At 68.9% G+C, this 24,243-nt stretch carries 21 protein-coding genes; 12 read left to right on the top strand and 9 right to left on the bottom strand.

All coding sequences use genetic code 11. The features are described 5' to 3' along the window. Nucleotides 1–5 precede the first annotated feature (5 nt). The 4 genes from P3102_RS24060 to P3102_RS24045 are packed head-to-tail and all read right to left on the bottom strand — an operon-like array spanning nt 6 to nt 5,483. Nucleotides 6–1,136: a lactonase family protein gene (locus tag P3102_RS24060; RefSeq protein ID WP_276361960.1), complete on the bottom strand. Its 1,131-nt coding sequence runs from the start codon at nt 1,134–1,136 to the stop codon at nt 6–8. Between the two features lie 27 nt (nt 1,137–1,163). Further along, nucleotides 1,164–2,552, bottom strand: a complete 1,389-nt coding sequence (locus P3102_RS24055) for a gluconate:H+ symporter (RefSeq protein ID WP_276361959.1) — start codon at nt 2,550–2,552, stop codon at nt 1,164–1,166. Beyond that, nucleotides 2,549–4,144, bottom strand: coding sequence for a D-aminoacylase (locus P3102_RS24050; protein WP_276361957.1), 1,596 nt, complete (start codon nt 4,142–4,144; stop codon nt 2,549–2,551). The genes P3102_RS24055 and P3102_RS24050 overlap by 4 nt, the downstream gene beginning before the upstream one ends. A gap of 34 nt (nt 4,145–4,178) precedes the next feature. Beyond that, a complete protein-coding gene (locus P3102_RS24045) occupies nt 4,179–5,483 on the bottom strand; it encodes an amino acid deaminase (protein WP_276361955.1) in 1,305 nt (434 codons plus the stop codon). 269 nt (nt 5,484–5,752) lie between these two features. On the opposite strand from P3102_RS24045, the gene P3102_RS24040 reads away from it, so the two are divergent. From P3102_RS24040 to P3102_RS24030, 3 genes are read left to right on the top strand one after another with little or no spacing between them, the layout of a single operon-like run. Next, complete coding sequence (locus tag P3102_RS24040) at nt 5,753–6,730, top strand: sugar kinase (RefSeq protein WP_276371327.1); 978 nt, start codon at nt 5,753–5,755, stop codon at nt 6,728–6,730. Beyond that, on the top strand, nt 6,727–7,491 hold the full coding sequence (locus P3102_RS24035) for an IclR family transcriptional regulator (RefSeq protein ID WP_276361954.1): 765 nt from the start codon (nt 6,727–6,729) through the stop codon (nt 7,489–7,491). The genes P3102_RS24040 and P3102_RS24035 overlap by 4 nt, the downstream gene beginning before the upstream one ends. Next, nucleotides 7,488–7,871 carry a Rid family detoxifying hydrolase gene (locus P3102_RS24030; RefSeq protein WP_276361952.1) on the top strand — a complete coding sequence of 128 codons (384 nt, stop codon included), beginning with the start codon at nt 7,488–7,490 and terminating at the stop codon, nt 7,869–7,871. Before P3102_RS24035 ends, P3102_RS24030 begins: the two co-directional genes overlap by 4 nt. A gap of 76 nt (nt 7,872–7,947) precedes the next feature. Here P3102_RS24030 and P3102_RS24025 read toward each other — a convergent pair whose 3' ends face one another. The 3 genes from P3102_RS24025 to P3102_RS24015 form a co-directional block, all read right to left on the bottom strand. Next, nucleotides 7,948–8,943, bottom strand: a complete 996-nt coding sequence (locus P3102_RS24025; RefSeq protein WP_276361951.1) for a 1-aminocyclopropane-1-carboxylate deaminase — start codon at nt 8,941–8,943, stop codon at nt 7,948–7,950. Continuing rightward, nucleotides 8,940–9,587: a GntR family transcriptional regulator gene (locus P3102_RS24020; protein WP_276361949.1), complete on the bottom strand. Its 648-nt coding sequence runs from the start codon at nt 9,585–9,587 to the stop codon at nt 8,940–8,942. Before P3102_RS24020 ends, P3102_RS24025 begins: the two co-directional genes overlap by 4 nt. A gap of 121 nt (nt 9,588–9,708) precedes the next feature. After that, nucleotides 9,709–10,068 (bottom strand): DUF1844 domain-containing protein, encoded by a 360-nt coding sequence (locus tag P3102_RS24015; RefSeq protein ID WP_276361948.1) that lies wholly within the window; start codon nt 10,066–10,068, stop codon nt 9,709–9,711. A 268-nt stretch (nt 10,069–10,336) separates the two neighbouring features. Between P3102_RS24015 and infC the strand changes: the two genes are divergently transcribed. From infC to P3102_RS23980, 7 genes are all read left to right on the top strand, one after another. Next, nucleotides 10,337–10,912, top strand: a complete 576-nt coding sequence (gene infC, locus P3102_RS24010; RefSeq protein ID WP_051071860.1) for a translation initiation factor IF-3 — start codon at nt 10,337–10,339, stop codon at nt 10,910–10,912. Between the two features lie 70 nt (nt 10,913–10,982). Continuing rightward, nucleotides 10,983–11,177 (top strand): 50S ribosomal protein L35, encoded by a 195-nt coding sequence (rpmI, locus tag P3102_RS24005; RefSeq protein ID WP_007028043.1) that lies wholly within the window; start codon nt 10,983–10,985, stop codon nt 11,175–11,177. Nucleotides 11,178–11,240: 63 nt separating this feature from the next. Continuing rightward, nucleotides 11,241–11,618: a 50S ribosomal protein L20 gene (rplT, locus tag P3102_RS24000; RefSeq protein WP_125795399.1), complete on the top strand. Its 378-nt coding sequence runs from the start codon at nt 11,241–11,243 to the stop codon at nt 11,616–11,618. Next, nucleotides 11,615–12,448 (top strand): RNA methyltransferase, encoded by an 834-nt coding sequence (locus P3102_RS23995; RefSeq protein ID WP_276371325.1) that lies wholly within the window; start codon nt 11,615–11,617, stop codon nt 12,446–12,448. Before rplT ends, P3102_RS23995 begins: the two co-directional genes overlap by 4 nt. A gap of 237 nt (nt 12,449–12,685) precedes the next feature. Then, nucleotides 12,686–13,750 (top strand): phenylalanine--tRNA ligase subunit alpha, encoded by a 1,065-nt coding sequence (gene pheS / locus P3102_RS23990; RefSeq protein ID WP_276361934.1) that lies wholly within the window; start codon nt 12,686–12,688, stop codon nt 13,748–13,750. Then, nucleotides 13,751–16,321, top strand: a complete 2,571-nt coding sequence (gene pheT, locus P3102_RS23985) for a phenylalanine--tRNA ligase subunit beta (protein ID WP_276361932.1) — start codon at nt 13,751–13,753, stop codon at nt 16,319–16,321. Nucleotides 16,322–16,467: 146 nt separating this feature from the next. Next, nucleotides 16,468–19,866 carry a tetratricopeptide repeat protein gene (locus P3102_RS23980; RefSeq protein ID WP_276361931.1) on the top strand — a complete coding sequence of 1,133 codons (3,399 nt, stop codon included), beginning with the start codon at nt 16,468–16,470 and terminating at the stop codon, nt 19,864–19,866. Here P3102_RS23980 and P3102_RS23975 read toward each other — a convergent pair. Then, nucleotides 19,847–20,539 carry a DNA alkylation repair protein gene (locus tag P3102_RS23975; protein ID WP_276361929.1) on the bottom strand — a complete coding sequence of 231 codons (693 nt, stop codon included), beginning with the start codon at nt 20,537–20,539 and terminating at the stop codon, nt 19,847–19,849. The genes P3102_RS23980 and P3102_RS23975 overlap by 20 nt on opposite strands. Nucleotides 20,540–20,733: 194 nt before the next feature. On the opposite strand from P3102_RS23975, the gene P3102_RS23970 reads away from it, so the two are divergent. Further along, nucleotides 20,734–22,320, top strand: a complete 1,587-nt coding sequence (locus tag P3102_RS23970; protein WP_276361928.1) for an alpha/beta hydrolase — start codon at nt 20,734–20,736, stop codon at nt 22,318–22,320. Between the two features lie 350 nt (nt 22,321–22,670). Continuing rightward, nucleotides 22,671–23,165, top strand: a complete 495-nt coding sequence (locus tag P3102_RS23965; RefSeq protein ID WP_276361926.1) for a helix-turn-helix domain containing protein — start codon at nt 22,671–22,673, stop codon at nt 23,163–23,165. Between the two features lie 42 nt (nt 23,166–23,207). On the opposite strand, the gene P3102_RS23960 is transcribed toward P3102_RS23965, so the two are convergent. After that, the gene (locus P3102_RS23960; RefSeq protein WP_276361924.1) at nt 23,208–24,173 is read right to left on the bottom strand and encodes a YafY family protein; all 966 of its coding nucleotides are present in this window, start codon (nt 24,171–24,173) and stop codon (nt 23,208–23,210) included. Nucleotides 24,174–24,243: the final 70 nt, after the last annotated feature.

Raw genomic sequence — 24,243 nt, 5'->3', positions numbered from 1 at the left:
TCTCCTTAAGCGAAAAAGACGGAATTGACTTGGGGGAGCGCCAGCTTCCCGGCGACGGCCCCGGGAAGACCGGTGGCGGGATCGCGCGGCAGCCAGCTGAGCGTGCCGGACTTGTCGCTCGAGACGTAGAACCAGCGCTCGGTCGGGTCGAGGGTGAAGTGCCGCGGATACACCCCGCCGACGGGCGCGTTGTTCAGCAGTCTCAAGGATTTCCCGTCCTCGCCGACGCCGAACGACGCGATCGTGTCGGAACCACGCACCGAGGCGTAGACGAACTTCCCGTCCTTGGACGTGGCGATCTCGCCCGGGTACTGCTCACCCGGCGTGCCCGCGGGAACGGCCGGAACGACCTGTCCGGCGGTGAGTTTCCCGGTGGTCGGGTTCCACGCCGCGACGGTCACCTCGGCACGCAGCTCCCCGAGGATGTACGCGTACCTGCCGTTCGGGTGGAACGCCAGATGCCGCGGCCCGGCGCCCGACGGGAGTTTCAGCTGCTGGTTCAGCTTGAGCTTCCCGGTCGCGGTGTCGAGTTCGTAGACGTAGACCGAATCCGCGCCGAGATCGACCGCGAGCACCCACTTGCCGGTGGGATCGTTGACGACCTGGTGCGCGTGCGCCTGACGCTCGGCGCCCTTGTGCTGAGCCACATCGACGACGTCGCCGAGTCTCCCGTCCGCGAGGATGGGGAGGACGACGACGCTGCCGCTGCTGTAGTTCGCGGCCAGCACGTACTTCTGGCTCGCGTGGACGCTCAGATGGGTCGGGTGCTTCCCCTTGGCCGACTTCTTGTTGAGCAGCCTGGGTTTCACCGGATCGGCCAGGCTGAACGCGGAGATCTGGCCGTTCTCGTCCTCGTTGGTCACGTAGAGCGTCTTGCGGTCGGCGCTGATGTCGAACCAGGAGGCGTTGCTGACTCCCGGGATCGTCCGGTCGACGACGACCGCGTTGGTCACCGCGTCCCGGTGAGCGACATCGAGCCCGTGCCCGGAACTGGTGTAGCTGCTGAGGTAGATGGCCCCGGTTCCCTTCGGTCCGCAGGATTGTTCGGAGGCGTTCGCGAGGTGGGAGCCGAAAACGGTCGTGAGTCCAGCCGCTCCGACTGCGCCGAGGAAGGTGCGTCGATCGAGTCCGGTCATGGTGATCTCTCCCCGTCGTCAGGTGGTTTAAACCACTGCCATGAGCAATGCTGCCACGCCGAAACCGGAAACGGAAAGGACGGTTTCCAATACCGTCCAGGTCTTCAGGGTCTGCGGCACGGTCAGGTTGAAGTACCGCGAGATGATCCAGAAACCGCCGTCGTTCACGTGCGAGGCGATGATCGAACCGGCGGAGATCGCCACGACCAGCAAGGCGAGCTGCATCTGCGAGTAACCCAGCGTCGCCACCGTCGGCGCGACGATGCCGCTCGTGGTCACGATCGCGACGGTCGCCGAGCCCTGCGCGATCCGCATCCCGCAACTGATCACGTACGCGGCCAGGATGACCGGGAGACCGGCGTTGTCCAGTGACCCCGCGACGGCCTTGCCGATCCCGGTGGCGGACAACACGGCGCCGAAGAACGCGCCCGCGCCGACCACCAGCAGGATCATCGCGACCGGGCGGAGCGACTTCGCCGAAAGCTCGCTCAGATCCTTGCCGGTCAGGCCGCGGCGCAGGCCGAGCAGCCAGGACGCGAGCAGCACCGAGATCGTCAGCGCGACCGCCGGGGTGCCGATGAACGCGGCTACACCGGCGGCCGGGGAGTTCTTGGGAAGCCAGATGCTGCCGAAGGTCCCGGCGAGGATCAGCACGAGCGGGACCGCGATGATCGCCAGCACCAGCCCGAGCGACGGCGGGTTCTGCTCCGCCTCGCCTTCTTCCTCCGCGATCAGGAACTCCGCGGGAACCGGCACGTTCACGCGGTTGCCGATCCACGTCGAGTACGCGACGCCGCCGACGAGGAACGCCGGGACACCGCAGACCAGGCCCATCAGGATGATCCAGCCGAGTTCCACGTGCAGCAGGCCCGCCGCGGCGACCGGGCCGGGGTGCGGCGGGAGGAACGCGTGGGTGATGGAAAGGCCGGCGAGCAGGGGCAACGCGTACAGCACCAGCGAGCGGCCGCCCTGTTTGGCCGCGACGTAGACCAGCGGTGCCAGCACGAAGATGCCGATGTCGAAGAAGACCGGGATACCGAAGACGAAACCCGCGAGGCCCATCGCCAACGGGGCCCGCTTCTCACCGATGGCGCGCAGCAACGCGCCGGTGAGCACTCGCGCTCCGCCGGAACGCTCCAAAATGGACCCGAGGATGGTACCGAGTCCGATGATCGCGGCGATATGGCCGAGGATCCCGCCGAACCCCTTCTCCAGAAGGGAATCGGACGCCTTCTGCGCGGAGCCGACGATCTGGCCGACCGGCAGGCCCGCGGCCAGCGCGGTCAGCAGGCCGACCACGATCAAGGCGATGAAGGGTTCCAGCTTGACCTTGATGATGAGGAACAGCAAAACCGCGATCGAGACGGCGGCGAGGGTCAGGAGACCTCCCGTCGAATGTTGGAGCCAATCGATCATCGGGCACTCCCGGGATTCCGCAGTGAATGGCCGGCGAGGGCGCCGGTCGGTTGACCATCGTCGATGGCGGCGACACCGTTGACGAAGACATAGGGGATACCGGCGGCCCGCTGTCGCGGTTCGTCGAACGTGGCGGTGTCGGCGACGGTTTCCGGGTCGAACAGCACGAGGTCCGCCGCGTAGCCGGCGCGGACGAGCCCCCGGTCGGTCAGCCGCAGGCGGTCCGCCGCGCGGCCGGTGAGGTGGGCGACGCATTCGGCGAGGTCGAGGACGCCGAGTTCGCGGACGTAGCGCGCGAGGTACCGCGGGAACGTGCCCCAGGCGCGGGGATGCGGCCGCGCGCCGACGAGCAGCCCGTCGCTGCCGCCGGTGTGCGTGCGGTGACGCATGATCGCCTGGACGTTCTCCTCGTGCCCGACGTGCATCAGGCAGGACGTGCCGAGCTTCTCCGAGATCAGGACGTCGAAGTACAGCTCCGCGGCCGGCTTCCCGGCATGTCGCGCCGAAGCTGCGACGGAATGCCCGACCAGATGGGCGTTCTCGTCCCGGCGGACGCCGTTGATCTCGATGGCCTCCCAGTCGATCGGCACCCCGTGCGCGCCGTCGGAGCCGGTCTCCTCGATCTCGGCACGGATCCGCTCACGGCTGTCCACATCGGACAGCCGGGCCAGCGTGGCGTCGAGCCCGCCTTCGGTGGACCAGCTCGGCAGCAGCGCGGAAAGGTACGTCGCGCCGGGAAGATAGGGATAGGTGTCCAGCGTGATGTCGCAGCCGTCGTCGAGCGCCCGGTCGAGCAGCTCCAGCAGATCCGGCGCCTTGCCCTTGTTCACCGAGAAGTTCATCGTCGCGTGCGCGAGGTGCAACGGGCAGCCCGAACGGCGGGAGACGTCGACCATCTCGCCGAACGCCTCGAGCGCGCCCTTGCCGTAGCTGCGGTGGTGCGGACTGTAGAAACCGCCGTTCTCCCCGACGACCCGGCACAGCTCGACGAGCTCCTCGGTGGTCGCGTACATGCCCGGCGTGTAGGTGAGCCCCGACGACATGCCCATCGCGCCCTCGGCCAGCCCGGTCGCGATGAGTTCCTTCATCGCGTTCATCTCGGCTTCGGTCGCGGGCCGGTCGTCCCAGCCGACGGTGAGCATGCGAACGGTGCCCTGCGGCACCAGGTAGGCCGCGTTGACCGCGACCCCGGCGTCGAGCCGGTCGAGGTATTCACCGACCGAGCGCCAGTTCCAGTCGAATCCGGCCGGATCGTCGTTCCACCCCGCGAGCTGCTGGCGCAGGGCGGCGAGGACGTCGTCGTCCACGGGTGCGTAGGAGAGCCCGTCCTGCCCGAGCACCTCGGTCGTGACGCCCTGGGAAAGCTTCGCGAGGTGCTCCGGATTGGCGAGCAGCTGGAGATCGGAATGCGAATGCATGTCGATGAACCCGGGTGCGAGCACGAGTCCTTCGGCGTCGATGGTGCGGCGGCCCGCGAGCGAGCCGGGTTCGGCGACACTGGCGATCCGGCCGTCGGTGATGCCCACGTCGTGCCGGGTGAGCGGATCCCCGGTGCCGTCGGCGACCAGTGCGGAGCGGACAACGATGTCCATGATGATTCTTCCTCTGCGGGGAGTGGAGGACGGATCAGAAATGGGTGCGGACGAAATCGAGCACGGTCTCGCCGTCGGGGCCGACGACCGGGATGAGGGGCCATTTGTCGAAGACGGTGCACGGATGCGACAGACCGAGGGCGATCCAGTCCCCGACCTCGACCGGCGACGACGGGGGCAGCGTGAGGAAGGCGTGCTGGTCGTTCATCTTCTGGATGGAATGACCTTCGAGCACGGACGCCTGCCCGTCGCCCTTGCGGAGCAGGCGCGGCTCGGGCATGCCTTCGTCGAAGGAGGCGTCCCGTTTGCCGATGGTGAGCAGTGCCAGTCCGTCCGTCGGCTTCGACGTGACCTGCGCCCAGGCACGCAGGGCGGAACGGAACGAGGCGACGCCGTCGATGCGCGGATGTTCGCCCAGCGGCGAGATCACGCGGTAGAAACCGTCGTCGTGGGTCACGTAGGCGCCGCTGCGCAGGATCGGCAGGACGTCCAGATCACCCCAGTCCTTGGTGAGCTCGTCGGCGACACGGTCGAAGTACGCGCTGCCGCCGCCGGTGACGATGATCCGGCCGGCGTCGTCGAGCAGGCCCTTGTCGTTGAACGCGAAGACGAGTTCGCGCAAGCCGTCCACATAGGAGCTGATTAGCTGGAGCGACTTCTCGTCGGTGTGGTGGGAAAGCGCGCCTTCGTAGCCGCCGGATCCGCGCAGCCGCAGAGCCGGGCTCGCGTGCGCGGCCTCGGCGACGGCGAGTGCGGTCTCGGTGTCACGGACGCCGGTGCGGCCGCCCCCGGCACCGAGTTCGACCAGGACGTCCACCTTGCGGCGGGCACCGCGCAGGGCTTCGGTCATCAGCTCGACGCCGCGGACCGAGTCGACCCAGCAGACGAACTCGAAGTCGTCGTCGGCGTCCAGCTCCGCGGCGAGCCACTTCAGGGCCGAGGGGTCGAGCAGCTGGTTCGCCAGCAGGATCCGGGAAACGCCGAACGCCCGATAGATCCGCAGGTGGCCGGCGTTCGCGCAGGTGATGCCCCACGCGCCGTGCCGTAGCTGCCGTTCGAACAGCTGCGGCGCCATCGTCGTCTTGCCGTGCGGGGCCAGCGCGATCCCGCGCTCGGCGCACCAATCCGCCATCGTGCGCAGGTTGTGCTCGACGGCTTCCTCGTCGAGCACGACGAACGGGCCGAGAAAGCCGTCTTCGAACAGCTTCGCGCCGCGGGCGGCGGCCTCGCCGATCGTGAGACCGGACAACGACGGCGCGACCGAGCGGAAGCGCCAGTCGACGCGCTCCTCCCGGACGGCCGCGACCGCGGCGGAATCGATGGTGCCGGCTTCGAACATGAGGTTCACCTCGGTTGCGTATCTTGCAACGGACGTTGCGCATATTGCGTGGGATAGGTGTAGCATCCGGTCCGCTAGAGGTCAACGGCGTGACGACTAGGAGACGCGAAGGTGACAAGCGAGCCTCGGCCGCCCGGGAGTCTTTTGATCTTTTGGGATCGCGCCTTTTCGGCCGGAGGCCCCGCCATCGCGATGGCGGGGCGCTTTTCGGTCGTGGGGCGGCATGATCCCGCGAGATGCGCCCTGGCAGCGGGATGGCGGTCGGCGCGATGAAGAGCACTGACGTGTTGTGCATCGGGGAGTCGATGGCCTTGTTCGTACCGGCCGAATCCGGGCCGCCCGACGAGGTACGGAAGTGGGTGCGAAGCATCGGCGGAGCCGAATCGAACGTCGCCTGCCATCTCCCGGCGCTGGGTTTCGCCAGCGCGTGGGTGAGTGCCGTCGGCGACGATCCGTTCGGCCGCGCTCTCGTGCGCGAGATCGGCGCGGCGGGGGTGGACGTCAGCGCGGTCGTGGTCGACCCGACGCGGCCGACCGGGCTCTACATCAAGGAAAGCGGGGTGGACGGCAGCCCCGTGCGCTACTACCGCAAAGGTTCGGCGGCGTCCGGAATGGACGCCGGCCTGCTGGGGGAACTCGATCTCGACCGGGTGCGCGTGATCCACCTGTCCGGGATCACGCCCGCCCTGTCGGACGGCTGTCTCGACCTGGTGCGGGCGCTGATGGAACGACCGCGTGGCGACACGCTGGTGTCGTTCGACGTGAACTTCCGGCCCGCGCTGTGGACCGGGCGTGACCCGTCGGTACTGGCCGGGCTGGCGGCTCGCGCCGACATCGTGCTGGCAGGAGAGGACGAGGCCGAGCGGGTGTGGGGGACCGGCGACCCGGATCGGTTGCGCGCCGCGCTGCCCGGGCCGAAGACGCTGGTCGTCAAGCACGGGGCACGCGGGGTGACGCTCGTCGACGGCGACGAGGCACCGCTGTTCTCGCCCGCGCTCCGGGTCGACGTCGTGGAGCCGGTCGGCGCCGGTGACGCGTTCGCCGCCGGTTTTCTCGCCGCCACCCTGCGCGGCGACGAGCCCGCGCTCCGGTTGCGGCGCGGTCACCTGCAGGCCGCGGCCACCTTGCTGACCCACGACGACGTGGGTCGGCCGCTGCCCGGATCCGTCGTCGAAGCGCTCCTCGGGGCGGATGAGGCAGCATGGGCGGCGGCGAAGCTGACGGACAAGGGATTGGTGGGCGGATGAGCCAGAGCCTGGACAGGGCGCTCACGCTGCTGAGCGGCCTGGCCCGCGAGCCGAAGACGCTGGACCAGCTCGCCGAGGAGATCGGTGTGCACAAGTCGACCGTGCTGCGGTTGCTGCGCACCCTGGAAACGCATCACTTCGTGCGAAGGGAAGGGCAGCGGTACTACCGGCTCGGCAGCGCGCTGTTCGACCTCGCGCAGCAGGCGCTGGAAGACCGCGACGTCCGCCGCACCGCGCAGTCCGCGCTCGCCGGGCTCAACGCCCGCACCGGGCACACGGTGCACCTCGCGTCCTATGAGGACGGAGAGGTCGTCTACATCGACAAGTTCGAGGGCAGGCATTCGGTGCGGATGTACTCCCGCATCGGGAAACGCGCTCCGCTGCACTGCACCGCCGTCGGCAAGGTGCTGGTGGCGGCGATGACGCCGGAGAAGCAGGCGGACGTGGTCTCGCGGATCGACTTCTTCGTCCGCACGCCGAACACGATCACCACGCCCGCGGCCTACGGGAAGGAACTCGCGCTCGTCGCCGACCGCGGCTACGCGGTGGACAACGCCGAGCACGAGGACTTCATCCACTGCGTCGCCGCGCCCGTCCGCGGCCCTGGCGGCGTCGTACTCGCCGCCGCGTCGGTGTCGGTGCCGAAGGTGCTGCTCGACTACGACGGCCTGATGGCGCTCGTGCCGGAGCTGATCGCCGCCGCCGAAGAAGCTTCCGTCCACAGTGGATGGACGGGGAACCGAAAGGGGAAGTTGGAATGAGCAAGACCGCGATCAGCACGGAGAACGCGCCGAAGCCGGTGGCCGCGTTCTCGCAGGCGGTCCGCAAGGGCAACATCCTGCAGGTGGCCGGCCAGGTCGCCTTCGACCCGGCCACCGGCGCCATCGTCGGCGAGACCGTCGGTGAGCAGACCGAGCAGACCTTCAAGAACATCGAGGCGGTGCTCGAGGCCGCCGGTTCGAGCCTGGCCGACGCGATGATGGTGCGCGTGTACCTGACCGACGTCGACCACTTCGGCGCGTTCAACGAGGTCTACGACAAGCTGATCGGCGAGGCGCCGCACCCCGCCCGCACCACCGTGTACGTCGGCCTGCCCGCCGGGCTGCTGGTGGAGATCGACGTCCTGGCCGTGACGGACTGATCCCGCGTGCCATGAAAGGTCCCTTCATTGCAAATTTTGCAATGAAGGGACCTTTCATTGCGTCCGGGGGCGGCCGCTAGAGCACGCTCGTGTACCCGTTCAGCGCGGGCTGCCCGCCCAGGTGCGCGAAGAGCACGTTCGAGTCCCGCGCGATCTCGCCGCGCGAAACGAGGTCGATCAGCCCCGCCATGGACTTGCCCTCGTACACCGGGTCGGTGAGCACGCCCTCCAGCCGCGCCAGTGTGCGGATCGCGTCGAGCGTGGACTCGTCCGGGATGCCGTAGACCCCGGCGTGGTAGCGCTCGTCCAGTTCGACCTCGCCGATCCCACCGGCACCGATCAGCTCCGCGGTCGCACGGGCGATGCGGGTGACCTGGTCGCGCGTCTCGGCCGGTTTCGCCGACCCGTCGATGCCGAGAATCCGGCGCGGCTTGCCCGAAAGCGCCGCTCCGGCGACCATCCCGGCCTGCGTGCTGCCGGTGACCGAGCAGACGACCACCGTGTCGAAGAAAATGCCGAGTTCGGCCTCCTGCGCTTCGAGCTCGACGATCCAGTTCGCGAAACCGAGCCCGCCGAGCCGGTGGTCCGACCCGCCCGCCGGGATCGCATACGGCTTTCCGCCGCCTGCCTCGATCTCCTTGACCGCGTTCTCCCAGCTTTCCTTGAAACCGACGCCGAATCCGGCCTCGGCCATCCGGATGTCCGCGCCGAGGACACGCGAGAGCTGGATGTTGCCGACCTTGTCGTACATCGGGTCGGCCCAGTCGACCCAGCTCTCCTGCACCAGAACGGCCTTGAGCCCGGCCCGCGCGGCGGCCGCGGCGACCTGGCGGGTGTGGTTCGACTGGACACCGCCGATCGAGATCAGCGTGTCCGCGCCCGAGGCGAGCGCGTCGGCGACCAGGTACTCGAGTTTCCGGGTCTTGTTGCCGCCGAACGCAATCCCGGAGTTGACGTCCTCGCGTTTCGCCCAGACCTTCGCGCCGCCGAGATGAGCGGTGAGCCGTTCGAGCGGGTGCACGGGGGAGGGGCCGAACAGCAGCGGGTAGCGCGGGAAATCGGCGAGGGTCATGGCGTCTCCAGAAGGTCTTCGAGCTCGGTCCAGATCGTGGTGGTGATCGCGCGGGCGGCGTCGACGTCGCCCGCTTCGATGGCGTCGGCCAGCTCGGCGTGACGCTGGACCGACCGGTGCGCGGGGAGGGAGCCGAAGCGGGCGTATTCGAGGCGGCGCAGCAGCGGGGTGTAGCGGGCGAGCGTCGCGGCGATCGCCCGGTTGCGCGCGGCGGCGACCGGGACGTCGTGGAGTTCGTCGTCGGCGGCGATGGCGGCCGTGATGTCCCCGGCGGCGATCGCGTCGGCGAACCGGGCGTTGGCCGCGCGCATCGCGGCGACCTCTGCCGGTCCCATCCGCGGGGCGCCCGTCCGGACGGCGAACTCGTGCAGTGCTCGGACCAGCTCCAGCGCGTCGCGGACGTCGTCGGGAACGAAACCGGCCACGCGCGTGTAGCTCTGCGGTTTCGACTCGACGAGGCCGTCCTCGGTGAGCCGCAGCAACGCCTGGCGCACCGGCGCCCGGGAAAGCCCCAGCTGCTCGGCGAGGTCGCCGTCGCGCAGGTTCGTCCCCGGCGGCAGCGTCCCGTCGATGATCGCCCGCCGGATGCTCTCGTAAGCCTCGTCCCGTAGAAGGGACCTGGACACCTTCGCCAACCCACTCATATCTGAAATGTTAGCTGTCCACTTGGCTCCGGGTAGCCGGGCGTGCAAGGAAGGGACCTTTCCTTGCAAAATTTGCAAGGAAAGGTCCCTTCATTGCGCTTGGGTCGGGGGGAGGGGCGACCTAGTAGACCGGTCCCGTGTACTTCTCGCCCGGCCCCTGCCCTGGCGCGTCCGGCACGGCCGAAGCCTCGCGGAACGCCTTCTGTAGCGATTGGAGGCCGTCGCGCAACGGGCCCGCGTGCAGGCCGAGGTACTCCGCCGAAGCGGTGACCAACCCGGCGAGGGCGGTGATCAGGCGACGGGCTTCGTCGAGGTCGCGGTGGGGCGACCCGGCCGGGTCCTCGTCCGCGAGGCCGAGGCGTTCCGCGCCGGCGGAGAGCAGCATGACGGCCGCCCTGCTGATCACCTCGACGCTCGGGATGTCCTCCAGATCGCGGACGTCCGGGGAATACGGGGGTTGCTGAACTGGTTCGTCTGACACGTCTGGTACCCTTCCACGAGCGACCAGCCTCCGAGCGATCGGGGGCGGCAAGTGGAGCCCCGCTCCCACCCGTGTCACCGCCGCAACACCAGGTGTCCGGGTCCGGTCTCGCCAAGACGATTTCGGGCGTCGAGGCGGTGTGTTCGATTCTGGAGATCGAGCACGATCGGAAAGAGTGGGCCCCGCGTACCGCACGGTACCGGGGCCTTAGGTATGTGGGCACCAGGTCGAAACGGTAGAAGAATTTACCTCGAACCAGGGAGGCCCCATCAGTTCCGAGACACGCATCAACGACCGAATCCGGGTACCGGAGGTCCGCCTCGTCGGGCCGGCCGGTGAACAGGTCGGCATCGTCCGGATCGAAGATGCGCTGCGGCTGGCACAGGAGAACGATCTCGATCTCGTCGAGGTTGCTCCGCAGGCACGCCCGCCCGTATGCAAGCTCATGGACTTCGGCAAGTTCAAGTACGAGAGCGCGCAGAAGGCCCGCGAGTCCCGCCGCAACCAGCAGCTCACCGTCATCAAAGAGCAGAAGCTGCGGCCGAAGATCGACCAGCACGACTACGAGACCAAGAAGGGTCACGTGTCGCGGTTCCTGGCCGCCGGGAACAAGGTCAAGGTCACGATCATGTTCCGCGGTCGCGAGCAGTCCAGGCCGGAACTCGGTTTCCGCCTGCTGCAGAAGCTCGCCGACGAGGTGACCGAGCTCGGTTTCGTCGAGTCGTCGCCGAAGCAGGACGGTCGCAACATGATCATGGTGTTGGCCCCGCACAAGAACGTGAAGCCGCAGAAGGCCGCGAAGGCAGCCAAGGACGAGTCGTCCGAGCCGCCCGCCGACGCGTAGCGCCGACCAGCACATGTCAGCGGCACACCGGGAACAGCCGGTGTGCCGCCGCACGGAAGAGGACAACGTAATGCCGAAGATGAAGACGCACAGCGGGACGTCCAAGCGTGTCCGCGTCACGGGTTCGGGCAAGCTGCGCCGCCAGAAGGCCGGCCGCCGCCACCTGATGGAGAAGAAGTCCAACAGGCTCACCCGGCGCCTCGAAGGCACGACCGAGATCGCCAAGAACGACGTCGGCCGCGTCAAGCGCCTTCTCGGCCGCTGACCCCCCCGCACTTTGTAAACGCCGGGCGCGCCAGCGCGCCCCCAGATCGACAGGATGGACCCAGTGGCACGCGTCAAGAGGGCTGTCAACGCCCAGAAGAAGCGTCGCGCGACTCTCGAGCTCGCCAGCGGCTACCGCGGCCAGCGTTCGCGGCTGTACCGCAAGGCGAAGGAGCAGACGCTTCACTCGCTGAACTACGCCTACCGGGACCGTCGTGCCCGCAAGGGTGACTTCCGTCGGCTGTGGATCACCCGCATCAACGCGGCCGCCCGCGCCAACGGTGTCACCTACAACCGCCTCATCCAGGGCCTCAAGGCCGCGGGTGTCGAGGTGGACCGCAAGATCCTCGCGGAACTCGCGGTCAATGACGCCGCCGCCTTCACCGCGCTGGCCGAGCTGGCCAAGGCGAACGTGAACACCGAAGAGAAGAAGTCGGCCTGACCGGCGACAGCGCACTTCCCCGACCCGGGGCCGCTCCGTTCACCGAACGGACGCCCCGGGTTGTTGCTGCGCGCAAGCTCACCCGCCGGGCCGAGCGTGAGAAGACCGGCCGGTTCCTCGCCGAAGGCGCGAACGCGGTCGAAGCCGCGCTCGACCACGGCGGCGAGGTGTACGAGCTGTTCGTGACCGAACGCGCCGCCGCGCAGCAGGAGAGCCTGCTCGTCGCCGCGCGCGAGGCGGGCGTCCCCGTCTCGCCGATCACCGATCGCGCGGCCGGCGGATTGTCCGAGACCGTGACGCCGCAAGGCATCGTCGCCGTCTGCGCGCTCGTCGACCGTCCACAAGAGACCGTCCTGAAGGCGGGCGCGAAGCTTGTCGTCGTCCTCGTCGACGTCGCGGACCCCGGTAACGCGGGCACCGTGATCCGCGTCGCGGACGCCGCCGGTGCCGACGCGGTCGTTCTCGCGGGGGACAGCGTCGACCCGCACAACGGCAAATGCGTCCGCGCGGCCGCCGGTAGTCTGTTCCACCCCGCCATCACCCGGATCCGGGACGTCGACGCGGCCTTGACGGCCTGCTCCGCCGCCGGACTCCGCACCTTCGGCGCGCACGGCTACGCCGACACCGAGCTCGATCAGGTGACCTTCGACGAGCCCACGGCGTGGGTCTTCGGCAACGAAGCGCACGGATTGCCGCGGGAAGTTCTGGACACGGTCGATCTCGCGGTCAAGATCCCGATGTACGGCCGGGCGGAGAGCCTGAACCTCGCGACGGCCGCCGCGATCTGCGTGTACACGAATGCGATGGCCTCCCGGGCCGTGACCACGTAGAGTCGCGGGCAGCACGCCGTCCGCACCACGACATCAAGGGAGCTCTCATGGAACGCACTGTTCGTTCCAGCACCTTGTTTACGGCGTAGAGCGCGTTTTCTGCACTTCCGAGTGACGGTGTGCCCCGCCCGAGGGTGATCGGGAGCCACCGTTCGCTGTCCCATAGAATTCAGCAGCTGCCAAACCCATGTGTGCGCTCGCGTGCACCGGACCAGTCCCAGCGGACGCCGAGGAGCTATGTCCGAAGCCAACGACAAGCAGGCCCCCCAGGCGGGAACGCTCGCGCCGGAAACGTTGACGGTCGCCGTCGAACAGGCCGAGACCGATTTCGCGGCCGCGGCGGATCTCGACGCGCTGGCCGCGGTCAAACCCGCTCACCTCGGGGACCAGTCTCCGCTGCTGCTCGCCCGCCGCGAGATCGGCGCCCTGCCGAAGCAGGAGAAGGCCGAAGCGGGCAAGCGGGTCAACGAAGCGCGCCAGGGCATCCAGGCCGCCTTCGACGCCCGCCGCGCCGTGCTCCAGGTCGAGCGTGACGAAAAGGTGCTCCGCGAGGAGACCGTCGATGTCACGCTCCCGTGGGACCGGGTGCCCCGTGGCGCCCGGCACCCGATCGCGACCCTGTCGGATCGGATCGCCGACGCGTTCATCGCGATGGGCTACGAGGTCGCCGACGGCCCGGAACTCGAAGCCGAGTGGTTCAACTTCGACGCGCTGAACTTCGGCAAGGACCACCCCGCGCGCCAGCTGCAGGACACGTTCTACCTCGGCGAGGAGGACTCCGGCCTGGTGCTGCGGACGCACACCTCGCCGGTGCAGGCCCGCACGCTGCTGCACCGTGACCTGCCCGTGTACGTCGTCTGCCCCGGCCGCACCTATCGGACCGACGAGCTCGACGCCACGCACACCCCGGTGTTCTCGCAGGTCGAAGGCCTCGCGGTGGACAAGGGCCTGACGATGGCGCATCTCAAGGGCACCCTCGACGCCTTCGCCCGCGCGATGTTCGGTGAGAGCTCGAAGACCCGCCTGCGCCCGCACTTCTTCCCGTTCACCGAACCGTCGGCCGAGGTCGACGTCTGGTTCGAGGAGAAGAAGGGCGGCGCCGGCTGGGTCGAATGGGGCGGCTGCGGCATGGTCAACCCCAACGTCCTGCGTGCCTGCGGCGTCGACCCCGAGGTCTACTCGGGCTTCGCCTTCGGCATGGGTATCGAGCGCACCCTGCAGTTCCGCAACGGAATCCCGGACATGCGCGACATGGTGGAGGGCGACATCAGGTTCACCCTGCCCTTCGGAACGGAGGCCTGAGTGAAGGTCCCAGCCAGCTGGCTGATCGAACACCTCGACGTCGACGAGGAGGTCACGGCCCAGGATCTGGCCGACGCCTTCGTGCGCATCGGCATCGAGGTCGACGACGTCCGGAAGCTCGAACCGGTCACCGGCCCGCTCGTGGTCGGCCGGGTCGCCGAGATCGAGGAGCTCACCGAGTTCAAGAAGCCGGTGCGCTATTGCCGCGTCGACGTCGGTGAACCCGAGAGCGCCGCCAAGCCTGACGAGAGCGTCGCCGCCGACGGTGCCGATGACGACGACGAAAGCCCCTTCGAGGACGACGGCCCCTCGGGGATCAGGACCCGCGGGATCATCTGCGGTGCCACGAACTTCACCGAGGGCGACCTGGTCGTCGTCGCGCTGCCCGGCACGGTGCTGCCCGGTGGTTTCGAGATCGGCTCGCGCAAGACCTACGGCCGGCTCAGTGACGGCATGATCTGCTCCGCGAGCGAACTCGGCATCGGTGACGACCATTCCGGCATCCTGGTGCTGCCGCCGAGCACGGCCAGCCCGGGCGAAGACGCGAACAAGCTGCTCGGTCTCGAAGACACCGTCCTCGAGGTGACGCCGACCCCGGACCGCGGATACACCCTGTCGGTCCGCGGCCTGGCCCGCGAACTGTCCAACGCGCTCGACGTCCCGTTCGGCGACCCGGCGTCCGTCGAGGTCCCCCAGGCCGAAAGCGACGTCTGGCCGGTGCACCTCGAAGACACCGAGGGGTGCAAGCGGTTCGTGCTGCGCCGCGTGAAGAACCTCGACGCGACCGCGCCGACGCCGTGGTGGATACGCCGCCGCCTGATGCTGTCGGGTATCCGCTCGATCTCCCTCGCGGTCGACGTGACCAACTACGTGATGCTCGAACTCGGGCACCCGCTGCACGCCTTCGCGACCGGTTCGGTCAAGGGCGATCTGGTGGTGCGCAAGGCGAAGCCGGGCGAAAAACTGACCACTTTGGACGATGTCGAGCGCACGCTCGACGCGGACGACGTGGTGATCGCCGACGACAGCGGCGTCATCTCGCTGGCGGGCACGATGGGCGGCGCGTCGACGGAGATCACGCCGGAGAGCACCGACGTGCTGCTCGAAGCGGCGCACTGGGATCCGGCGTCGATCAGCCGGACGGCCCGCCGTCACAAGCTGTTCTCCGAGGCGGCCAAGCGGTTCGAGCGCTACACCGACCCGCAGCTGTGCGCGGTGGCCGTCGAACTCGCGGCGCGCCTGCTCCGCCAGTACGGCGAAGGCTCGATCCTGCCCGGCCGCACCGACGAGGGCGGCGTCGAGCCGAACCCGCCGGTGACCATGCCGATCAGCCTGCCCGACCAGGTGGCCGGGGTGCGCTACCAGCGCGGTGTCACGGTCAAACGGCTCTCGCAGATCGGGTGCAAGGTCAACGTGGGCACCGCCGAGGACGGCACCGCGCTGGTGACCGCGGTCCCGCCGAGCTGGCGCGGTGACCTGGTGCAGCCCGCCGACCTGGTCGAGGAGGTCCTCCGGCTGGAGGGCTACGACAGCATCCCGTCGGTGCTTCCCGAAGCCCCGGCCGGCCGTGGCCTGACGGACACGCAGCGTCGTCGCCGTTCGGTCGCTCGCGCGCTGGCGGAGAACGGTTACGTCGAGGTGCTGCCCTTCCCGTTCATCTCGGACTCGGTCTGGGACGCGTTCGGATTGCCCGAAGACGACGTCCGCCGCAGCACCGTGAAGGTCCGCAACCCGCTGGAGGCGGACAAGGACCGGATGGCGAGCAGCCTGCTGCCGGGGCTGCTGGAGATCTTGCAGCGCAACATTTCCCGCGGTTTCAAGGATGTCGCGCTGTTCCACATCGGACAGGTCGTGCTGCCCGGGCCGAACCCGATCCCGATGCCGTCACTCGGGGTGGACCGGCGGCCGAGCGACGAGGAGCTCGCGGTGCTGGAGGCGGCGGTCCCGCCGCAGCCGCTGCACGTCGCCGTCGTGCTCGCGGGCCAGCGTGGCCGCGCAGGCTGGTGGGGCGAGGGCGAGCAGGCGAACTGGGCCGACGCGGTGCAGGCCGCGCGGCTGGTGGCGCAGGCCGCCGGTGCCGAGCTGACCACGGCCGCGGCGGATCAGCCGCCGTGGCACCCCGGCCGGTGCGCGCAGCTGCGGGTGGGGCAGTGGCCCGTCGGCTACGCCGGTGAGCTGCACCCGAAGGTCGTCGAGGCGCTCGGGTTGCCGCCGCGCACCGTCGCGATGGAACTCGACCTGGACGCGATCCCGATCCCGGACGGCCGTCCGGCGCCGCGGATCTCGGCGTACCCGCCGGTGCTGCTCGACGTCGCCCTCGTCGCCGAGGCCGGCGTGCCGTCGGCCGACCTGGCCGAGGCGCTGCGCGAAGGCGCGGGCGAACTGCTCGAGGACATCACGCTGTTCGACTCCTACCAGGGTGAACAGCTGGGTGAGGGCAAGCGTTCGGTGGCGTACAAGCTGCGGTTCCGCGCCCCGGACCGCACGCTGACCGTGGACGAGGCCACCAAGGCCCGCGACGCCGCGGTCGCGGTCGCCGGTGAACGCTTCGGCGCGAGCCTGCGAGCCTGACCCGAAGAGTCCCCTGCGGCCCCCTTCACTCGTCCATCCATGCCCCCGCCACCGCCCTCAACGGACGCGCTGGCGCGCGGCATGACTGGATTCCACCGAGTGAAGGGGGCCTTCACGCGTCGCGGAATGTGGCAAAGTGAGGACTCGTGTCACGTCCAGACGGTCGGCCCAGTATCCAAGACATCGCCCGTGCCCGGCTGAGCGACGGTTTCGTCGGCAGGGTCGGGGAACGCGAGGACTTCCGGGGCAATCTCGGGCTGCCGGGGAGCGACCGGCGTCGCCGGTACCTGTACTCGGTGCACGGTCTCGCCGGGGTCGGCAAGTCCTTCCTCCTCGAACAGCTTCGCGGTATCGCCGAGGAAACCCGCGCCGTGGTCGGCTTCGCGGACGACCGGCAACAGGACTTGCCCGCGACATTGGTCAAAGTGGCGAAGGACCTCGCTCGTGGCGGGCACGAGATGCGCCGGTTCGAGAAGCGCCACGAGTCCTACCTCAAGGCCAGGGACCGGCTCCACAACGATCCGCAGGCTCCGGCGGCGGGCCGCGAACTCGTGACGAAGGCCGTGGTCAAGGCGGGTCTCGGCGTGGCGAAGACCCTGCCCGGCGGAAGCATCGCCGCCGACGCGATCGACGCGGACGCGACGGCGAAACAGCTGGAGCAGCTGCAGGTCTACCTCGCCGCGAAGTTCAAGCGGAAGGCCGATGTCCAGCTGCTCCTGGAACCGGCCGAAGAGCTGACCAAACCGTTCGTCGAGGATCTCTGGCGCATTCCGGAGACCCGGCAGATCGCGCTGTTCTTCGACACCTTCGAACGGACCGCGCCGGTACTGGAGACCTGGCTGCTCGACCTGTTCGGCGGACTGTACGGCGACCTCCCGCAGAACCTCGTGTGCACCGTGGCGGGCCAGTTCCCGCTGGACGAGGCGAAATGGAACCGGCACGCGCCGCTGGTGCGCGAGATCGAACTCCGGCCCTTCACCGAGCCGGAGGCGCGTCACCTGCTCGCCGAGCACGGGATCACCGACGAGCGGGTGATCGAGACCGTGCTGCGGCTGACCGACGGCCTGCCCGTGCTGGTCGCCATGCTGGCACAGGGAAACCCCGCCGAAGCCGATGCCGTCGGTGATCCCGGCGATGACGCGGTCAAGCGGTTCCTGCGCTGGGTTCCCGACAAGGCCAAGCAGAAGATCGCCGCCACGGCGTCGTTGCCCCGCGTCCTGGACGAGGACGTCATCGGCGTGCTGACCGGAAAGGAAACCGCGGGGGAGACCTTTCGCTGGTTGCGGGAGCTGCCGTTCGTCGGGCGCCGTGAACTGCCGATGCGCTACCACTCCGTCGTCCGCGGGCCGATGGTGCGGTTGGAGCGCGGCCGATCGCCCGCCGCGTTCGCCGAGCGGCACCGCAAGCTCAGTGAGTACTACGAAGGCCGGTGCGCCGAACTCGGACTCAGCCGTCCTCGCGAGGCTTGGGAAGACGAACGCTGGCAGCTGAGGAAACTCGAACAGACCTACCACCGGTTGTGCGGCGATCCGGCCGACGCGTTGCCGGAAGCCCTGCTCGGCGCGGCCGAGACGATCACCACGAGTACCGCCTCCGCGCGCGCCTGGGCGCGGATGATGGAGCAGGCAGGCATCGACGCGGACGCGCCCGCCGTCCTGCGGTGGGCGCAGCGGCTGGCCGACGCGGTCGGAGACGGTGACGGCCGGCGCGAGATTCCCGTGCTCGACCTGCTCGCCGGTGCCGGAGAGCTCGACGCGACCCGCCTCTCGAAGGTGATCAGACGGCGCGCGTGGGCCCACGAGAGCCAGGACGAGATCGAGGCGGCGAAACGGGATTACGACCGGGCGCTCGACCTCGACCCCGCCGACGCCAACGCTTGGAGCGATCGGGGAAACCTGTTGCACAACGAGGGCGACTGGAAACGGGCGCTGTCGGATCTGAACCGCGCCATCGAACTCGATCCCACCTACGCCTACTCGTGGCGCGGACGCGGCTCGGCGCGTGCCGAACTGGGCGACCTCGACGGGGCGATGACCGACCTCGACGAGGCCGTCCGCCTCGAACCCGATCACCGCTGGGCCTACACCGCCCGGAGCGAGGTGTACCGGAAGCGCGGAGAACCGCGGAAGGCGATCCAGGAGCTCGAAATCGCGATCGGGCTCGATCCCGACTACGCCTGGGCGATCGGCCGGCGGGCGACGCTGCTGGCCGAACTGGGGGAGGACGAGAAAGCACTCGCGGGGTACCGGGCGGCGGCCGCGTTGCGTCCCAAAAGCGTCTACCACGTGACCGAGCTCGCGCAGTTCCTCGAGAAGTCCGGAGACGAGGAGGCCGCGGCGGGTGTCTACGATTCGGCCATCGCGGCGGATCCGGACAACGCCGGATTGCACGCGGCCCGTGCGGCGTTCCACCACCTCAAGGAGCGGTACGGGCAGGCGATCGACGGTTTCACCGTGGCGATCCGGCTCGACCCGGACTACGAGTGGGCGTACTACATGCGTGGTCGTGCACACGATGACAAAGGTGATCCTCAAGCGGCACTCGCGGATTTCGACCGGGCGATCGAGCTGGCTCCCGAGGACCCCGAAAATCACCTGCAGCGGGGAATGCTGCTCGTGTCGCTGAAGAAGTACGGCGAAGCGGTGGAGACGTTGAGCCGGGCGATCGAATTCGATCGCGCCGGCGAACGGGCGCACACCTGGCGGGCGATCGCCCACCAGAGGACAGCCGACCATCCGGCAGCTTTGGCCGACCTCGACGTCGCGCTCGAGTCGGATCCCTCGAACGCTTTCCTCCGTGCCACCCGCGGGCAGGTCCTGGCGGAACTCGATCGCCACGACGAAGCCCGCGCCGAACTGGACCAGGCGACCCGGTCGGGGCCGGACACGGGATACGCCTACTATCGCCGGGCGCGTCATCGTCTTCGCTTCGGCGAACTCGACGGCGCCTTGTCCGATGTGACCGAGGCGATCGCCGGTGGGTACGACGAAAGCGGCCGGTCGTTGCGCGCGGAGATCCGCCGCCGGAAGGGGGAGCACGAGGAAGCCGTCCGGGAACTGCGCGAACTCGTCGCCCTGGATCCGGACGACAACGCCTACCGCGCGGACCTCGGGGAGGCATTGCTGTTCGCGGGGCGGCCGGACGAGGCGCTGGAGTTGCTGCGTCCGCTGGCGGCCGAGTTCTCTTGGGTCCGTGACCTCGTCGCGCTGGCCGACCTGAAGTCGGGGCGAACCGAAGAGGCCGAGCGGTATTTCGTCGAAGCCCTCGAAGAAGCCCTCGAAGAAGCCGTCGTCAAGGCCGAGGCCGGCTCATCGGACTGGGATGACAAGGTCCAGCCGGTGTTCTACCTCCTGGTCCTCGGGCGGCACCTGGAAGCCAGGCGCACTCTCACAGAGCTGGTTCAGGAAGGTCCGCCGCAGGTGACAAGACTGGATCTCCATCGCGATCTGCAAGAGTTGCGAGAGCTGCTGCCCGAACTCGGTGGGGTGATCGGCGAGCTCGTCGCCCTCGTCCCGAGACCGGTGCTCAACCGCCCAGGTGCTTGAGCGCCTCCTTCCGGGACAGGGTGGACAGGGCCGGATGCGCGGCGACGAACGCGCGTACCCAGTCCGGCTCCGTCTTCGCGTACTCGCGCAGGGCCCAGCCGATTCCCTTGCGCAGGAAGAAATCCTTGTCGTCGAGGTTGGCCTCCACCGCGCGGGTGAGCAGGTCGGTGTCCGTTCCGCCCTTCGCGCCAGTCTGGCAGATCACCGAGGTGCGGCGGCGCCACCTGTCCTCGTCGTAGGCCCAGGTCAGCATCAGCGTGGTCACCGTCTCCGGCTCCGCGCGCAGGATGGGCCCGACCCGGCGGATGGCGATTTCGTCCACGTAGTCCCACCAAGCGCCCGTCACGATCATCTCTTCGTACAGGCCGAGCAGGGCGCCGTCCTGCCAGTGGGCGTAGGCGCGGTGGCCGGAAAGGGCGATCGCCGCATAGCGCTCTTCACGGAATTCCGCTTCGCGCCACAAGGTGCGCACGGCCGTCGAGAAACTCACTCGATCGGGTAGCGGATGCTCGGCGTAGACCCGTTTCAGCAAGGCCGTCCGAGGCGGGGACGCGACACCGAGGAACGGCATCTCCGACTTCATGTACGCCCGCATCGACGGTGCCTTCCCCGGATCGGCCAGTCCGGCCAAACCGTTGCGAACCGCCGAAACCAGGCTTTTCACCTCGTCCACGCGTTCTCCTTTCCCCGTCCGCGCCGCGAGCGTACGACAGGGCACCGACAAGACGGATATGCCCGGATCGGACCCTGGATTCCACCCGGATACCGACTAAAGAGGGATGGCGGTCGACGTGTCGGTCAGCGAGATTGAAGCCGGTTCTCGGTAGCTTCGGCCCGACCGGTCGAACGCGGACGAAAAGGAACACAGTGAAGAAATTCGTTGCCGCCCTGGCGGTCGCGGGGATCGGCGTCGGCACCATGGCGCTCGCTCCCTCCGCCACGGCCGCCCCGGCGTCGGACTTCGATCCGAAGCCCATCTCCTGGGGAGCCTGTACCCGCCCGAGCCTGGTCAAGGCAGGCGCGGAATGCGGCTTCCTCGAGGTCCCGCTGGATTACGCGAAGCCCGGCGGGGAGAAGATCTCGATCGCCGTCTCGCGCGTGAAGCACAAGGCCGCCCGGTCACAGGGCGTCATGCTGGTCAACCCGGGCGGACCGGGAGGATCGGGCCTCGGCCTGTCGACCCTCGGCCGGGCCGTTCCCCAGAAGGCGGGCGAGGAGTACGACTGGATCGGTTTCGACCCGCGCGGTGTCGGGGAGAGCAAGCCGTCGCTGACCTGTGACGGGAACTACGCCTCCTACAACCGCCCGCGATACGTGCCGACCACGCGTGCCATCGAGACGGCGTGGCGTGAGAAGGCGAAGGGCTACGCGAAGGCGTGCGCCAAGAACGGCGCGATCCTCGACCACATCAAGACCATCGACGTCGCGAAGGACGTCGACAGCCTGCGCAAGGCGCTGGGCGAGAAGCAGATCAACTACTACGGCTTCTCCTACGGCACCTACCTCGGGCAGGTCTACAGCACGCTGTTCCCGCAGAACGTGCGGCGGATGGTCTTCGACGGCACCGTCGACCCGCGCGACGTCTGGTACAAGGCGAACCTGAACCAGGACATCGCCTTCGACAAGAACATCAAGACCTACTTCGGCTGGCTCGCGAAGTACGACGACGTCTATCACCTCGGCAAGACCGCGTCCGCGGTCGAGAAGCTGTGGTACGCCGAGCAGAAGAAGCTGTACGACCAGCCCGCGGGCGGCGTCATCGGCGGTTCCGAGTGGACGGACATCTTCCTGCAGGCCGGCTACTACGTCTTCGGCTGGGAAGACATCGCGAACGCCTTCTCCGGCTGGGTGCACAAGGGTGACTGGCAGACCTTGAAGGGCCTGTACGACGCCTCCAACCCGCAGGGCCAGGACAACGGCTACGCGGTGTACGCGGCCGTGCAGTGCACTGACGTGGCGTGGCCGCGGAGCTGGTCCCGCTGGAAGTTCGACAACTGGGTCACGCATTTCCGGGCGCCGTTCGAAACCTGGGGCAACGCCTGGTTCAACGCGCCGTGCCTCGACTGGCCCGCGAAGCCGGGCAAGCCGGTGGAGATCGACGGGAGGAAGGTCCCGGGCATCCTCCTGGTCAACGAGGAGAACGACGCCGCGACGCCGTACCCCGGCAGCCTCGAGGTCCGCAAGCGCTACCCGAACTCCAGCCTGATCAGCGCTCCGGGCGGCACGACGCACTCGGGTTCGCTGTCCGGTGTGTCCTGTGTGGACGACAAGATCGCGGACTACCTGCTGACCGGGAAGCTGCCCGCGCGCAAGCCGGGCAACGGTTCGGACGTGCAGTGCACCCCGGTCCCGCAGCCGGTGCCAGCCGGTGCTTCCGCGGCACCGAAGTCCGAGGTGCCGTCTTCGGTGGCCGACGTGAAGAAGGAGGCGCTGGCTCAGGCGCTGCCTTTCTGAGTTCTTCGCCGAGAACGCCCCGGTCCGGATTTCCGGACCGGGGCGTTTCCTTCGGCCGGGTGGCCCGGTTCCGCGATCTTTGAGGGACAAGGCAAGTCGGCCTGCTACGCGGGGTGAAAGCGTCCTTCGCCGCAACAGATGTGGGGGAGGACGACTTCGGCTCGGTTCGGCACGGCGCGCGATCCGGTCGCTCGACAGCCGCACATCGTCACCACTCGTGCCCGGAAACGCGCATGACCGGCACCCTCTCGATTCGGGAAACGAGGAAAGTACCGGTCACGCGCCATCCCGGACCGGTCTCCCCTCGCCGCGCCACGGAATTGTCGGGGCCGCCCGTTAACGTCCCCGGCATGACCATCGTCGAAGAGCACCGGACCGAGATCCGCGTGCAGGACATCGTTTATCGCATCGAGGTCGCCGCCCGTCAGGGTGGCGGCGCGGCCGGGGAAGACCGCTGGGTGACCGTAATGGTCGGCGGAGCCGGACCGCAGGAGGAGCCTGTCGCCGAAGGCAGGATCGACATCGACGCCGAAGCCGTACCGGCCTTGGCGACCGTCCTTTCCGACACGCTGCTGGCGTTCGCCGGGCGGGGCACCGGCCGGAACGGCCGTCGAAGATCGGCGGATCGCCCCGCGCGGCAGGGCCTGCCGTGGTCCGACGAGCTCGACGCGGAACTGGAAGGCCGTTGGCTGGCCGGAGAAAGCGTCGAGGAGATCGCGCGGCGGTTCGAGCGGACACCGGGCGGGATCCGGGCCCGGCTGCCGAGGGTCGGCTGCGACCCGGAGCGCCGGGGCGCGTACCTCCCGATCCCGCCGAGTCAGCGAGAGGTGGGTGAACTCGCCTGAATCCCGGCGGTCGCGAGGGTCAGCAGGCCCTCGCGACCGCCGTCAGTCCACTGTGGACGCGATGCCGCGATTCGCCCGCGCCGCCATCTCCCGGAGGTGGCGGATCAATTCCGGTGGTTCGTGCACGGTGAATTCGCAGCCGAGCCCGAGTATCCGGAACGCGAGCCAGTCCAGGGTGTCCGTGCCCGCGTGGAAAACGCAGGTCTCGTCGTCGATCGGTTTCAGCTCGCCGAAACTCTCGCCGATCGCGGGAGCGACCTGACTGATCGGCGCGTGCAAGGTCACACGGGCGCGGTAGATGGGAAGGAGGCTGTACATCCTGTCGGTGACATAGGCCGCCACGTCCTCCGCGGGTGGCTGCCTCGGGGTGGCCCGGCCGCCGGTCGCCCGCGGTGCCGAGACGCGGTCCGCGCGGAAGATCCGCCAGTCGTCCCGGTCGAGGTCGTAGCCGAGCAGGTACCAGCGGCGCCCGGCCGAGACGAGCCGGTGCGGTTCGACGTGCCGCCGGGATTCGGTCCCGTCGCCCGTACGGTAGGTGAACCGGGTCCGTTCGGCGTTGGCGACCGCGCCGGCGAAGATCGTCAGGTGTTCCGGATCCACCGCGGGGCCGGTGCCGGGTAGCGGCACGGTCGCGGCGCCCAGTGCGCCGACGCGATAACGGAGCCGCGAGGGCAGCACCTGCTCGAGTTTCGCCAGTGCCCGCACCGAAGACTCCTCGATACCCGAGATCGCCTGCCCGGCGGCGCCACGGAGACCGACCGCGATCGCGACGGCCTCCTCGTCGTCGAGCAGCAGCGGTGGCATCGCCGTGCCGGCGCCCAGCCGATAGCCGCCCTCGGCGCCGCGTGTCGCCTCGACCGGGTAGCCGAGTTCACGCAGCCGGTCGATGTCGCGCCGGATGGTGCGCGGGCTGACCTCCAGCCGCTCCGCGAGCTCGCTGCCAGGCCACTCGCGCGGGGTCTGCAACAGGGACAGCAGGCTGAGCAGCCGGGCGGGCGTGTCGGTCATGCGGCCAAGGATGCCCGGATGAATGTCCGGACGGGGTGAGCCACCCGACTTTGTTTGATTGAACTTGCAT

It is taken from the genome of Amycolatopsis sp. QT-25 (assembly GCF_029369745.1).
Classification (GTDB): Bacteria; Actinomycetota; Actinomycetes; order Mycobacteriales; family Pseudonocardiaceae; genus Amycolatopsis.
The sequence above is the reverse complement of the archived record's forward strand: the minus strand, read 5'-3'. Positions and strand labels throughout refer to the sequence as shown.

Bases quoted from the DNA above. Each gene is read 5' to 3' on its own strand.
- P3102_RS23965 (WP_276361926.1), top strand. From the start codon at position 22,671: ATGACCATCGTCGAAGAGCACCGGACCGAGATCCGCGTGCAGGACATC.
- P3102_RS24045 (WP_276361955.1), bottom strand. From the start codon at position 5,483: ATGTTCGAAGCCGGCACCATCGATTCCGCCGCGGTCGCGGCCGTCCGG.
- P3102_RS24050 (WP_276361957.1), bottom strand. From the start codon at position 4,144: ATGGACATCGTTGTCCGCTCCGCACTGGTCGCCGACGGCACCGGGGAT.
- P3102_RS24020 (WP_276361949.1), bottom strand. From the start codon at position 9,587: ATGAGTGGGTTGGCGAAGGTGTCCAGGTCCCTTCTACGGGACGAGGCT.
- P3102_RS24030 (WP_276361952.1), top strand. From the start codon at position 7,488: ATGAGCAAGACCGCGATCAGCACGGAGAACGCGCCGAAGCCGGTGGCC.
- P3102_RS24040 (WP_276371327.1), top strand. From the start codon at position 5,753: ATGAAGAGCACTGACGTGTTGTGCATCGGGGAGTCGATGGCCTTGTTC.
- P3102_RS23960 (WP_276361924.1), bottom strand. From the start codon at position 24,173: ATGACCGACACGCCCGCCCGGCTGCTCAGCCTGCTGTCCCTGTTGCAG.
- P3102_RS24035 (WP_276361954.1), top strand. From the start codon at position 6,727: ATGAGCCAGAGCCTGGACAGGGCGCTCACGCTGCTGAGCGGCCTGGCC.
- pheS (WP_276361934.1), top strand. From the start codon at position 12,686: ATGTCCGAAGCCAACGACAAGCAGGCCCCCCAGGCGGGAACGCTCGCG.
- rpmI (WP_007028043.1), top strand. From the start codon at position 10,983: ATGCCGAAGATGAAGACGCACAGCGGGACGTCCAAGCGTGTCCGCGTC.
- P3102_RS24055 (WP_276361959.1), bottom strand. From the start codon at position 2,552: ATGATCGATTGGCTCCAACATTCGACGGGAGGTCTCCTGACCCTCGCC.
- P3102_RS24025 (WP_276361951.1), bottom strand. From the start codon at position 8,943: ATGACCCTCGCCGATTTCCCGCGCTACCCGCTGCTGTTCGGCCCCTCC.
- P3102_RS24060 (WP_276361960.1), bottom strand. From the start codon at position 1,136: ATGACCGGACTCGATCGACGCACCTTCCTCGGCGCAGTCGGAGCGGCT.